General features: G+C 44.4%; 15 protein-coding genes. 1 reads left to right on the top strand and 14 read right to left on the bottom strand.

Annotation, left to right across the window (positions count from 1 at the left end; genetic code table 11):
* Positions 1 to 40 precede the first annotated feature (40 nt).
* The 13 genes from OCV44_RS05245 to yceD form a co-directional block, all read right to left on the bottom strand.
* Entirely contained in the window at positions 41 to 808 is a 768-nt protein-coding gene (locus OCV44_RS05245; protein WP_139684753.1) for a TatD family hydrolase, read from the bottom strand.
* On the bottom strand, positions 799 to 1,764 hold the full coding sequence (locus tag OCV44_RS05240; RefSeq protein WP_139684754.1) for a DNA polymerase III subunit delta': 966 nt from the start codon (positions 1,762 to 1,764) through the stop codon (positions 799 to 801). The genes OCV44_RS05245 and OCV44_RS05240 overlap by 10 nt, the downstream gene beginning before the upstream one ends.
* A 6-nt stretch (positions 1,765 to 1,770) precedes the next feature.
* The gene (gene tmk, locus OCV44_RS05235; protein WP_139684755.1) at positions 1,771 to 2,403 is read right to left on the bottom strand and encodes a dTMP kinase; all 633 of its coding nucleotides are present in this window, start codon (positions 2,401 to 2,403) and stop codon (positions 1,771 to 1,773) included.
* A gap of 10 nt (positions 2,404 to 2,413) precedes the next feature.
* Positions 2,414 to 3,430, bottom strand: a complete 1,017-nt coding sequence (gene mltG, locus OCV44_RS05230) for an endolytic transglycosylase MltG (RefSeq protein WP_139684756.1) — start codon at positions 3,428 to 3,430, stop codon at positions 2,414 to 2,416.
* Positions 3,427 to 4,305: an aminodeoxychorismate lyase gene (gene pabC / locus OCV44_RS05225; protein ID WP_139684757.1), complete on the bottom strand. Its 879-nt coding sequence runs from the start codon at positions 4,303 to 4,305 to the stop codon at positions 3,427 to 3,429. Before pabC ends, mltG begins: the two co-directional genes overlap by 4 nt.
* A gap of 105 nt (positions 4,306 to 4,410) precedes the next feature.
* Positions 4,411 to 5,655 carry a beta-ketoacyl-ACP synthase II gene (fabF, locus tag OCV44_RS05220; protein ID WP_004736554.1) on the bottom strand — a complete coding sequence of 415 codons (1,245 nt, stop codon included), beginning with the start codon at positions 5,653 to 5,655 and terminating at the stop codon, positions 4,411 to 4,413.
* Positions 5,656 to 5,748: 93 nt separating this feature from the next.
* On the bottom strand, positions 5,749 to 5,982 hold the full coding sequence (gene acpP, locus OCV44_RS05215; protein WP_012603569.1) for an acyl carrier protein: 234 nt from the start codon (positions 5,980 to 5,982) through the stop codon (positions 5,749 to 5,751).
* Between the two features lie 166 nt (positions 5,983 to 6,148).
* The gene (gene fabG / locus OCV44_RS05210; protein ID WP_029222897.1) at positions 6,149 to 6,883 is read right to left on the bottom strand and encodes a 3-oxoacyl-ACP reductase FabG; all 735 of its coding nucleotides are present in this window, start codon (positions 6,881 to 6,883) and stop codon (positions 6,149 to 6,151) included.
* 25 nt (positions 6,884 to 6,908) lie between these two features.
* Entirely contained in the window at positions 6,909 to 7,832 is a 924-nt protein-coding gene (fabD, locus tag OCV44_RS05205) for an ACP S-malonyltransferase (RefSeq protein ID WP_102308680.1), read from the bottom strand.
* Between the two features lie 80 nt (positions 7,833 to 7,912).
* Positions 7,913 to 8,863 (bottom strand): beta-ketoacyl-ACP synthase III, encoded by a 951-nt coding sequence (locus OCV44_RS05200; RefSeq protein WP_086049072.1) that lies wholly within the window; start codon positions 8,861 to 8,863, stop codon positions 7,913 to 7,915.
* A gap of 5 nt (positions 8,864 to 8,868) precedes the next feature.
* Positions 8,869 to 9,894 (bottom strand): phosphate acyltransferase PlsX, encoded by a 1,026-nt coding sequence (gene plsX / locus OCV44_RS05195; protein WP_086049071.1) that lies wholly within the window; start codon positions 9,892 to 9,894, stop codon positions 8,869 to 8,871.
* Between the two features lie 9 nt (positions 9,895 to 9,903).
* The gene (rpmF, locus tag OCV44_RS05190) at positions 9,904 to 10,074 is read right to left on the bottom strand and encodes a 50S ribosomal protein L32 (protein ID WP_004737376.1); all 171 of its coding nucleotides are present in this window, start codon (positions 10,072 to 10,074) and stop codon (positions 9,904 to 9,906) included.
* Between the two features lie 44 nt (positions 10,075 to 10,118).
* On the bottom strand, positions 10,119 to 10,646 hold the full coding sequence (gene yceD / locus OCV44_RS05185; RefSeq protein ID WP_004733994.1) for a 23S rRNA accumulation protein YceD: 528 nt from the start codon (positions 10,644 to 10,646) through the stop codon (positions 10,119 to 10,121).
* A gap of 149 nt (positions 10,647 to 10,795) precedes the next feature.
* On the opposite strand from yceD, the gene OCV44_RS05180 reads away from it, so the two are divergent.
* Positions 10,796 to 11,377: a Maf family protein gene (locus OCV44_RS05180; RefSeq protein ID WP_139684758.1), complete on the top strand. Its 582-nt coding sequence runs from the start codon at positions 10,796 to 10,798 to the stop codon at positions 11,375 to 11,377.
* Between the two features lie 198 nt (positions 11,378 to 11,575).
* On the opposite strand, the gene rluC is transcribed toward OCV44_RS05180, so the two are convergent.
* Positions 11,576 to 12,520: a 23S rRNA pseudouridine(955/2504/2580) synthase RluC gene (gene rluC, locus OCV44_RS05175; protein ID WP_017078123.1), complete on the bottom strand. Its 945-nt coding sequence runs from the start codon at positions 12,518 to 12,520 to the stop codon at positions 11,576 to 11,578.
* Between the last annotated feature and the right edge of the window lie 564 nt (positions 12,521 to 13,084).

Here is a 13,084-nt window from a genome sequence, read left to right as displayed (position 1 = left end):
AAGGGAGCTTTCACTCCCTTTTATATGTTTAGTTAGGTTTCTATCGCAAAAAAAGTTTTCGGTAATTTTTGGTCGTTTGTTCAGCAACCTCTTTCATTGATACCCCTTTTAACTGGGCGATATAAGCCGCAACTTCGACCACATATGCAGGCTGATTCTCTTTGCCACGATATGGAATCGGCGCCAAATATGGCGAATCAGTCTCGATCAGCAACCTATCTAGAGGTAGGTTCTTCACAACATCTTTAAGTTCTGTGGCTTGTTTAAAAGTCACAATACCTGAAATCGAGATATAAAAACCTAATTCCATTGCCGCTTCAGCGAATGCTTGATCTTCAGTAAAGCAATGAATCACACCACCGCACTTCTCTGCTCCACCATCGCGTAAAATAGCTAACGTATCTTCACGCGCGTTACGTGTGTGGATGATCAAAGGTTTATTCAGCTCAACAGCCAACTCAACGTGCTGCTTGAACCTAAGCTGTTGCAGTTCTGCCGTCTCTGGCTGGTAATGATAATCTAGGCCGGTCTCACCAATCGCCACAACTTTAGGGTTACTCGCGTACTCACGCATTCTTTCTAAGTTGAAATCACTCTCTACATCGAGAGGATGAACGCCACACGAAGCCTTAACGTTATCAAACGGCGAGATCATCTCAAGCATGTTTTCAAACGAATCCAGCGTCACACCGACAGAAAGCAGTTGGTCTACGTTGGCTGCCTTCGCCTTGTTAACCACGTCTTCTACGTTGGTGTGTAAATCTTGGTAATCCAGTTTGTCTAAATGACAGTGAGAATCTACGAACATGTTTCCTCGCAAGTGGCAATCAGCCAATTCATTATGAGTAGCTCCGTATTGAGCCCAGGGTGTTGCTTTAACTGCTCAATCAATATCAGCAGTTTATGTGATGCTGCATAAGCACTTTGATAAGACATCACTTCAACCAATGCTTTCGCGCTAGGAGTAATGGCTTGGTTCGCCAAACCAAAATGCAACTTCTGTACGTCAGACAATAAGTGCCATAGCCAGCCTAGTTGAACCAAAGGATCTTTACCAAGCTCTGTGGAAAATTTCAGCATGTCAGGTTGAGTGCCTTTGATTACATTGACAAAGCCATCGAGTGCTTTGGTCGAAGCCTCGACTCCGCTTTGCTCAAACATCGCCTTTGCTTTTAAAGGCGCGTTGTCATTGAGTGCTAAAATGAACTGCGGTACCGCTTTACCGACTTCGCCATCTAGCCACGCCGACCCGACCTCCAACTGTGGGCTAACCACATTGAACTGCTGACAACGGCTAATAATAGTCGGCATTAAGCGATTGCTGTTGCGAGTTGAAAGAATGAAGATGCACTTACTTGATGGCTCTTCCAGAGTTTTCAATAGTGCATTGGAAGCCGATTCGTTCATTGCTTCAGCTGGGGTAAGCAAGATAACGCGCAAACCACCTAACTGAGAAGACTCTTGAGCCCAGCGGTTACTGGCACGCACTTGATCAACCGTGATCGACTTACCTTCTTTCTCTGGTGAGATCACATGAAAATCAGGATGACTGCCCGACTTCATCAGTTCGCAGCTGTGGCAAAACCCGCACGACTCGCTTTCATAGTTCGTACACATCAATGCGTCGGTAAGTTGGCTAATCAACGCATCAACGCCGAGCCCTTCAGGTGCATTAACAATCACAGAGTTAGGAAAACGTTCTGCATCGAGATTTTTTTTCCACTCACTCCATACTGGTGTGAGCCAAGAGTACACTTCAGCCATGACTACCTACTGTTTATTGAGCCAAGCACCTAGCGCGACTTTAATATCAGCAGCCACTTGCTCAATCTCTTGCTGTGCATTAACCACAAGAACCGTTTCGTCTTGTTCTGCAATCTCAAGGTAACGTTCACGCGTACGATCGAAGAATGAGATATCCATCTTTTCAATTCTATCAAGCTCACCACGGCCTCTAGCGCGTTCAAGCCCTACTCTAGGGTCAAGATCCAAGTATAGGGTTAGATCTGGCTTAAAACCGCCTAGCGTGGTTGCTTTCAGTGATTCCATAGTAGTACGTGCGATCTGACGACCACCACCTTGGTATGCTTGAGAAGACATATCATGGCGATCACCCAATACCCATTTACCACTGTCGAGTGCGGGCTTGATGACGTTTTCTACTAATTGAACACGTGCCGCGTACATCAGCAGTAATTCCGTCATATCTTGAAGCTTCTCGCCTTCATGTTCTTCTTTAACCAATGAGCGCATCTTTTCAGCTAAGACAGTGCCACCCGGCTCACGAGTACTGACGATATCTTTAACACCCGATGCTTTCAATGTCTCAACGATGGCATTGATTGCTGTACTTTTACCTGCACCTTCAAGGCCTTCGACTACGATAAATTTCGACTGATTCATAATTATTTCTTTATTTGTTTTTTCTTAATTGCTTTAAGTAAGCTCGTACTGCACGGTTATGCTCAGTCAAACTCTTTGAAAATACGTGACCGCCCGTTCCACTCGCAACAAAATACAGGTAGTTGCTCTTCTCTGGATTCAGCGCAGCATTGATCGACGCTTTACCCGCCATTGCAATAGGCGTCGGCGGTAGGCCACTCATTGTATAGGTGTTGTATGGCGTTGGAGTGCGTAGGTCTTTCTTACGAATATTACCTTTGTAGCTATCGCCCATGCCGTAGATAACCGTTGGGTCAGTTTGCAAACGCATACGCTTGTTCAAGCGGTTAACGAACACAGAAGACACACGTTCACGCTCTGACGCTACTGCCGTCTCTTTCTCGATGATAGACGCAAGAATTAGCGCTTCGTACGGCGACTTAAGAGGCAACTTACCGGCTCTATTTTCCCACTCATCATTGACCACATTCATTAGATCGCGATGTGCGCGTTTCAACAAATCTAAATCCGTAGTGCCGTAGGTATAGTGGTATGTTTCCGCTAAGAACAGGCCTTCTAGCTTTTCATTTTCGATACCAAGCTTTTCGGCGATCTCTTTTTCAGAAACACCGTCTAACGTTTGCTGAATGAATTCGTTGTCTTTTAGCTGAACAAGCCACTCATCAAAACGACTGCCTTCTACGAAGGTAATCGTAAATTGGTGCTCTTTCCCTTCTACAAGTACTTGTAACGCCTGTTCTAGGGTTAAACCTGGTTCGAGCAAGAATGTACCCGCTTTTACGTCTACAAGCTCAGGATGCAACTTACGGATTAATTTCTCGTAAGGAGAAGCCTCAAAAAGGCCTTGATTAATCAATTGTGCGAGCACACGGTTAAAGCTGCTACCTGAAGCAACGGTAACCACCTGTGGTTTTTCTAATTGAATAACTTGTTTCAGGTTATCTTGCGCTTGGTTGTAAACATAAAAACCAGCAGCTGCGGCTGCGATTAGGCACAAGATAATAAAAATGAATAACTTTTTGATCACGAGTTTAGTTGTCCTTGAAGGCTACGAGTAACGGTTCCAATCTTAAATTGGATATCACTAATACGGGTAACTGGGGCAACCCCTAAAATGGAGTTGGTTATGAAAATCTCATCAGCTTGCATGAGCTGGGATAGGCTGTAATCACCAATTGTAACGGAAAGTTCACTCTGATTCAGCGCCGTTAACACATGCTTACGCATAACCCCAGCCACGCCGCTTTGCGTGAGTTGAGGTGTATATATCATCTGATCTTTGCGCCAAAACAGATTGGCCATGGTGGTTTCTATCACATTGCCCGAGATATCAAGCACCACACCATCCACTTCATCAGCCTGATCCATTTCATCTTTCATCAAGATCTGCTCAAGACGATTATTGTGCTTATGGCCTGCGAGCAGTGGGCTCAAACCAAGCGCTTGACGGCAGATACCCAGCTCGACACCGGAGTCTTGCCATGCTGAATAATGATTGGGGAAATCAAAGGTACTGATGGTTACTATTGGCTTGACGATATTCTTGGTACTGTAGCCACGACCGCCAGCCCCACGGCTAACGTGTAGCTTGATCCCTGCTTTTGTATTATGGGGCATGTTTTTACCTTGAAGATTCGATGAACCATCAAGATTCTTTGTCCTATGAAGATCGTTATCTTGGATATGTTGAAGTGCATTATCGATCCAAAGGCGAACCACATCCCAATCAAGAGCAGAAATGCGTAGTGCTTTAAGGCATTCGTCTACACGGTGCTGATGAGCGTAAAAATGTTGTATTTCACCATCACTCACGAGCATTGTCGTGAAACAGCCGTCGCCGTACTGAAACGAGCGATCCAATATATCGATAGTTTGCTGGCTTTCTCCATCAACCCAAAACATGTTTTTTCCCCATAAAAAGAAACGGCTCAATGCTAAAGCATCAAGCCGTTTAAAAACAAGTCTAATTATGACTATCTACGAGTGTTTACGTCTTTAATAAAAAGATTAAATCTTTTTGAAGATCAAACAGCCGTTTGTACCACCGAAACCGAACGAGTTACATGCAGCATATTCCATGCCGCTAACTTTACGCGCAGTATGAGGTACTAAATCAATATCTAAGCCTTCTTCAGGATCATCTAAATTGATTGTTGGTGGAACAATTTGGTCAATTAGAGACATCGCTGTGATGATAGCTTCAGCAGAACCTGCAGCACCTAGAAGGTGACCTGTCATTGATTTCGTAGAAGAAACCAATACTTGCTTGCTGCCTGCTTCGCCAAGAGCACGCTTGATGCCCTTCACTTCCGCTACGTCACCTGCAGGAGTCGAAGTACCGTGTGCGTTAACATAACCGATTTGTTCACCAGTAATACCAGCATCACGCATAGCCGCTTCCATTGCTAGTGCGCCACCAGAACCATCTTCACTTGGAGATGTCATGTGGTAAGCGTCACCCGACATACCGAAGCCAACTAGCTCACAGTAAATCTTAGCGCCACGAGCTTTAGCATGTTCATACTCTTCAAGAACCATCATGCCTGCACCGTCACCAAGAACGAAGCCGTCACGGCCTTTGTCCCATGGACGAGAAGCTTTTTGAGGCTCATCGTTACGAGTAGACAGTGCTTTAGCCGCACCAAAACCGCCCATACCTAGTGGTGTCGATGCTTTTTCAGCACCACCCGCTAGCATTGCGTCAGCATCGCCGTATGCAATCATACGAGCCGCGTGACCAATGTTATGTAGGCCAGTCGTACATGCCGTAGAAATCGCGATGTTTGGACCGCGTAGGCCACGCATGATAGACATGTGACCCGCAATCATATTCACGATCGTCGACGGTACGAAGAACGGGCTGATTTTACGAGGGCCTTTTTCAGTTAGAGCCTTGTGACCGGCTTCGATCAAACCAAGACCACCAATACCAGAACCGATAGCAACGCCTACACGAGGGGCGTTTTCTTCAGTAATAGTTAGGGCTGAATCATCTAAAGCTTGAATACCTGCTGCGACGCCGTACTGGATGAACAAGTCCATCTTACGAGCATCTTTTTTAGTCATATACTCTTCGCAGTTAAAGTCTTTTACTAGACCTGCAAAACGAGTTGAGAAATTGGTTGCATCAAAATGATCGATATTAACGATACCACTTTGACCAGCTAGCAGGGCTTTCCAAGAAGATTCTACAGTGTTGCCTACCGGCGACAACATACCCATGCCAGTGACAACTACACGACGCTTGGACACGATATTACACTCCGGGGATTGAGGTGATTTAAGATGAGGATAGATGAGTTAGATAAAACACAGGCGGTCAAGGTGACCGCCTGGGAGAGATTATTACTGAGCGCTAGTTACGTAATCGATAGCAGCTTGAACAGTAGTAATTTTCTCAGCTTCGTCATCTGGGATTTCAGTGTCGAATTCTTCTTCTAGAGCCATTACTAGCTCAACTGTGTCTAGAGAATCTGCACCTAGGTCATCAACGAAAGAAGCTTCGTTTTTAACTTCAGCTTCGTCTACACCTAGCTGTTCAACAATGATTTTCTTTACGCGTTCTTCGAGGTTGCTCATTTTTTCTTTTCCTTTACAGAGTTCGCTTTATGCGATGTTTTCCGTAGTTTATTCAATCTATTGAAAGTTGCAAGGTCAACTTTTCTGGTCAAACCACAATTTTCACGATTTTAACCGAAATTACGTATGATCTTGACTTAAATTATGCACAAATGTTGCACATAATTTACACCATGTACATACCGCCATTGACGTGAAGTGTTTCACCTGTGATATAAGCTGCCGCAGGTGACGCCAAAAATACCACAGCTTCAGCGATTTCGCGAGGGTCACCTAGTCGACCTGCTGGTACATTCGCCAAAGTTACTGCACGTTGGTCATCATTTAGCGCTTTAGTCATGTCAGTTTCGATGAAACCAGGTGCTACAGTGTTCACTGTAATACCACGAGACGCAACTTCACGAGCCATTGATTTAGTAAAACCAATTACGCCCGCTTTTGCAGCTGCGTAGTTAGCTTGACCAGCGTTACCCATAGTACCAACTACAGAACCAACGTTTACGATACGTCCTTGACGCTTCTTCATCATGCCACGCAATACAGCTTTAGACATGCGGAAGATAGGCGTTAGGTTAGTATCGATGATGTCATTCCACTCATCGTCTTTCATACGCATAAGTAGGTTATCACGAGTGATACCTGCGTTGTTAACTAGAATGTCAATCGCGCCGAATTCATCATTGATGGTTTTCAGTGTAGCAGCAATTGAGTCAACATCCGTTACATTAAGAGCAAGACCTTTACCGTTCTCACCTAGGTACTCGCTGATTGCAGCAGCGCCGCCTTCAGACGTAGCAGTACCGATAACTTTAGCACCACGCTCAACTAAAAGTTCAGCGATTGCACGACCGATACCACGGCTTGCGCCTGTAACTAGTGCAACTTTGCCTTCTAAATTCATTATAACTTCTCTATTAATTGGTTATTTACTTAGCAGCTTCTAGTGATGCAGTGTCATTAACTGCAGCAGCTGTCATAGTTTTAACAATACGTTTTGTTAGACCAGTAAGAACCTTACCTGGGCCTAATTCTAGTAGTTTTTCAACGCCTTGCTCATTCATCGCTTGTACACCTTCAGTCCAACGAACTGGGCTGTATAGCTGACGAACAAGTGCGCTTTTGATTTTTGCAGGATCTGTTTCAGCAATCACATCGACGTTATTGATAACAGGAAGTGCCGGTGCGTTGAACTCTAGAGCTTCTAGAGCAACCGCTAGCTTGTCTGCTGCAGGCTTCATAAGGGCACAGTGAGACGGCACAGATACAGGTAAAGGAAGAGCACGTTTAGCGCCTGCTTCTTTACATAGTGCACCAGCACGCTCTACTGCCGCTTTGTTACCCGCGATAACAACTTGGCCAGGTGAATTGAAGTTAACTGGAGACACAACTTCGTCTTGTGCCGCTTCTTCACACGCTTTAGCAATCGCTTCATCATCTAGACCGATGATTGCGTACATTGCACCCACGCCCGCAGGCACCGCTTCTTGCATCAGTTGACCACGTAGCTCAACTAGCTTGATCGCTTCTTTAAAGTCGATAACACCCGCACACACTAGTGCAGAGTATTCACCTAGGCTGTGACCTGCTAGGTTTGCAGGTTGCTCTAGACCAAGCTCTTGCCATACACGCCAGATTGCAACAGACGCTGTTAGTAGAGCCGGTTGAGTACGAAAAGTTTCATTTAGATTTTCTACTGGACCATCTTGAACCAATGCCCATAGATCGTAACCAAGTGCTTCTGAAGCTTCAGCAAATGTCTTTTTAACAACATCATACTGTTCGCCTAGGTCAGCAAGCATACCGATAGCTTGAGAGCCTTGGCCTGGGAATACGATAGCAAATTTGCTCATTGTAATTTTCCTTTAAGCAAAGCAAAAAATTGAATAAGGCACATAAGTTATGTGCCTTGTTTGTTGATTATCGCTTGAGGTTAGAATTTAACTAACGCAGAACCCCAAGTGAAGCCGCCGCCAAAGGCTTCGAGAAGAAGCGTTTGACCACGTTTAATTCGCCCATCACGAACAGCCTCATCGAGTGCTGTCGGTACGGTAGCTGCTGACGTATTGCCGTGCTTATCAAGAGTAATCACTACTTGATCAAGCGACATTGTCAGCTTTTTCGCGGTTGCCGAGATAATACGGTAGTTAGCTTGGTGTGGAACTAACCAATCAAGCTCTGACTTATCCATATTGTTCGCCGCTAATGTGTCTTTAACTAGCTTAGAAAGCTGAGTTACCGCCACTTTAAATACTTCGTTGCCCGCCATGTGCAGCCATTTGTCTGCATCACCGCCACGCTCTGGAACTTCTAGGCTTAGAAGCTCACCGTATTTACCATCAGAGTAAATGTGAGTCGACAAAATACCTGGCTCTTCGCTTGCGCCTACAACTACCGCGCCTGCAGCATCACCAAATAAGATGATAGTAGAGCGGTCAGTCGGATCACAGGTTTTTGACAGTGCGTCCGCACCGATTACCAAAACGTTTTTACACATACCTGTCTTGATATGTTGATCAGCAACAGACAATCCATAGACAAAGCCAGAACACGCCGCAGCTAAATCAAACGCAGGGCAGCCTTTGATACCAAGCTTACCTTGTACCTGACATGCCGAAGACGGGAATGTATGGCTACTGCTGGTTGTCGCAACGATGATTAAATCAATATCTTCTTTGTCGATACCTGCCATTTCAATGGCATTTTCAGCAGCGTAAAACGCCATATCTGCAACGGTTTCGTTTTCCGCTGAAATACGACGCTCTTTAATACCTGTTCTAGCAACGATCCACTCATCGCTAGTCTCTACCATTTTCTCTAAGTCTGCGTTAGTACGCACCTGAGATGGCAAGTAGCTGCCAGTACCTAAAATTTTGCTATACATGAAGACTAATAATGCCTCTCGAGTAAAACCGCTTCCAAACGATCGCTAATGCGACTGGGGACTTGTCGTTTGACCTCGTGTACTGCTTCACCAATCGCGTTGACGACTGCAGACACATCAGCACTTCCATGACTTTTAATGACAATGCCGCGCAATCCTAACAAACTTGCGCCGTTATACTGGTCGGGGTTCAAGGTTTTTAATTCGGTAAATAGCTCAGAAAACAACATTCTGGCAATCCAACCCTTTATTGTTGAAGCCATCATGCGCGTTTTTAGCTTATCAATAAAGAGCTGAGCCGTACCTTCGCACGTTTTTAAGCAGACATTGCCCACAAAACCATCACATACGACGACATCAGCAGCATCTTGAAGTAATTGATTACCTTCAATATAGCCTATGAAGTTCACAGACTGAGTATTAGACAACATTTCAGCGCATCGTTTTACAAGGTCATTGCCTTTAATTTCTTCAGCACCGATATTCAAGATAGCGACACGAGGCGCGCGACCTAAATGTTGCTCCGCTAATGCACTGCCCATTACGGCAAACTGAAACAGCGAATCTGCGTCACTAGAAACGTTCGCCCCTAAATCAAGCATCCAGGTACGGTTGCCAGAAGCGGTAGGCAAAGCTGAAACCAATGCAGGCCTATCAATACCGGGAAGAAGTTTGAGTCTGAAACGAGATAACGCCATCAGTGCGCCTGTATTACCACCACTCACACAAGCATCAGCTTGTGACTCGGCAACCAGATCGATAGCAGCACGCATAGAGCTACCCTGACTGTTACGTAGGGCCAGTGAAGGTTTTTCAGAATTGGAAATAACTCGATCACAATGCTGGATACTCAAACGAGAATCAGGCATTCGACCTAATGAAGATAATTGAGATGTGATCGCGTTTCGATCACCTATTAGAACGACTTTTAGCTCTGGGAAATACGACAGTGCCTGCACGGCGGCAGGCACTGTTACACGAGGACCGAAGTCCCCGCCCATTGCATCAAGCGCAACGGTTAGATTTTGCAAAGGTCAACCTTACTTGTTGATAACCTTTTTGCCGCGGTAGAAACCTTCGGCAGTCACGTTGTGACGTAGGTGAGTTTCACCTGAAGTTGCGTCTACAGAAAGTGCAGCTGTAGTTAGCGCATCGTGTGAACGACGCATGCCACGCATTGAACGTGATTTCTTGCTCTTTTGTACGGCCATTGACCCTACTCCTATGTAAATTCTTAAAGATACTTACTGATAAGTTACTTCTTTAAGTTTTTTAAAACATCAAATGGATTCGGCTTTTTATCTTCCTCAATTTCTTCAGGAAGTTCACCAAACACCAAGTTATTTGAGTTAACGCTACATTTCGCATCGTCGTGCATTGCTATTTGTGGCAATCCAAGGATGAACTCGTCTTCAACTAATTGAATCAGGTCTAACTCACCGTACTCGTTCAGATCTACCAAATCGTACTCTTCCGGTGCTTCCTCTTCACTTTTCTCGCTGTAAACAGGAGTATAAGTAAATTGGACATCGCACTCATGTGCGAAAACCTCATTACAACGTTGACACTCTAAATCGACTTCGACGTTAGCTTTACCAGAGATAACGACTAATCGTTGTTCATCAAGCCCAAATGACATTGAGACTTGCGCGTCACGTTTTACGCCTTCAGTTGTTTCAGTTAAACGCTTCAAAAGACTGACTTGAATGATACCATCCATATCGAGTCGTTTTTGAGCCGTTCTTGCCGGATCAACTGTACGCGGTATTTTTTCCTTTTGCATAGGGCGCGAATCTTATCTTCCAAATCGTGTTTAGTCAAAGGAAATGGCAAAAAAAATGTACTTTCCTACCTTTCCTGTTCAGAGCATTATGAATAGCAGGATAAGTTACGTTATCCTGAACTAAATGCTTACACGAATTGTAAATTAAAATGAGAAATTACCAACTAGTTTTAGCTTCTACATCTCCATTTAGGCAAGAGATCCTCAAAAAACTACAGTTAAACTTTGTCACAGCTAAGCCTGACTGCGATGAAACGCCGCTTCCAGAAGAGATACCTCAACAGTTAGTGATGCGTCTCGCCGAGACAAAAGCCAAATCTTGTAGTGTTGAACAACCAAGCCTAGTGATTGGTTCCGATCAAGTCTGTGTGATTGACGGAGAAATCATTGGTAAACCGCTTACTCGTGAAAAAGCGATCGAGCAATTATCTCGTCAAAGCGGCAAAAGCATCACTTTCTATACTGGGGTAACGGTATGGAACAGTGAAACCAATAAAGCCGACACTCGCTTAGATACCTTCATCGTGCATTTCCGTGATTTAACAGATCAGCAGATCATTGCTTATGTTGAGAAAGAGCAGCCTTATTACTGCGCTGGCAGTTTTATGTGTGAAGGGTTAGGCATCGCGTTATTTAAGAAAATGGAAGGTAAAGACCCGAATACCTTGATCGGCTTACCGCTGATCGATCTAGTCGATATGTTAGAAGCGCAAGGAATGAATGTGTTGTAGCGGGTACTCTCTCTGTTTGAGATTCCCTACTCCTTCCTTCGTCAGTCTAGGAAATGACGATGAAAAAGAGTGAGTCTGGAATGAGTTGGGGATCTTCTACAACAGATAAAAACAAAAAAGGTTGACGAAATTCGTCAACCTTTTTTGTTAGTCGATAAGTAAGACTAGAAGAGCTAGGCCTTTCAATCTTGTATCTTCCTAAAGCTTACGTAAGCCAGTTAGGGCTCTCTCTAACCTTTTTTCCATCGGCGCCGAGATATCCATCTTCTCTTCGCTACCCGGGTGGGTAAACTTGATGTTAGCTGCATGTAAGAACAGACGATTAAGGCCAACCTTACCGGTGTAAGCATCAAAACGACGATCACCGTAGCGATCATCCCAAGCGATTGGGTGACCTGTATACTGAGCGTGCACACGGATTTGGTGTGTACGGCCTGTAATTGGACTTGCTTGGACTAGCGTCGCATCTTGAAATTTTTCCAAAACCTTAAAACGAGTTTCAGAAGCCTTACCGTTCGGGTTTACGCGAACAATACTGTTTACTTCATTTTTCAATAAAGGGGCATTAACCACTTTACAGCTGTTCTTCCATTCACCCATCACTAAAGCGAAGTAATATTTTTGAACCGTTTTTTCACGGAACTGTGCTTGAAGGTGTCTTAGCGCCGAGCGCTTCTTAGCAACAAGCAAAATGCCAGACGTATCTCTATCAATACGATGCACTAATTCAAGAAAACGAGCATCAGGACGAAGTGCACGTAATGCTTCAATCGCGCCAAACTTCAAGCCGCTGCCACCATGAACTGCAGTACCTGATGGTTTATTGAGAATCAGCATGTGATCATCTTCATAGATGATGCACTGTTCCAGTTCCGAAACCTTATTGAGTTTCGTGCTTGGTACGTTCTCTTCCGTTTTCTCTTCAATCGTTACTGGTGGGATACGAACTAAATCACCTGCTTTTAGTTTGTATTCAGCCTTAATGCGTTTCTTGTTAACGCGGACTTCGCCTTTACGCACGATTCGGTAAATCATGCTTTTCGGGATGTTTTTTAATTGGTTGCGTAAGAAGTTATCAATACGCTGACCAGCCATATCTTCGTCAATGTCGACAAATTGGACTTGGGTTCTAATTTCGCTCATTGGTTTATTGTATCACTGTCACTTTTGATAATTGAGATTTTCTTAGCCCTAATCTGAACTTATTTATCTATAATCCCTGCGACTACATCCCTAAAAGGTCATTGAAGTTCTATATTTCTTTGATTCTTCGAACAAAAAAGCACCAAGCTTCCTGCAAATTAAAATATCAATTGATAAATTATTTATAGACAGTGAGTTAGAGCTATCAAAACTCAAACAAAAACTGTTTTTTTTACCGCATTACGACAAAGCAGATTGCTGTGTTTACCGACCACTGCTATAGTTCACAGCTGCTATCAATGGATTGACTGATATTTAAACAGCTAACCATTCATAAGCAAGTAAATGAGTAGATGACTCAGATTAGACAGTGCTGCAATCGGCGTAAGACACGGTCAACTGAGTTCCTTATCGCTCTACTCACGTACACTCATGTTGAGTATTCACCGCCACATCGCGGATCATAGGCTAACTCCCTATGATGACTGACGTGCCCCAGAGCATCCCTCTCCAGCCGGGAGGCTGCACCGATAAAGCCATGGGATCTGGCACCATGAGAAACGA

Origin of the sequence: Vibrio tasmaniensis (assembly GCF_024347635.1) — a bacterium.
Taxonomy (GTDB): domain Bacteria; phylum Pseudomonadota; class Gammaproteobacteria; order Enterobacterales; family Vibrionaceae; genus Vibrio; species Vibrio tasmaniensis.
The sequence above is the reverse complement of the archived record's forward strand: the minus strand, read 5'-3'. Positions and strand labels throughout refer to the sequence as shown.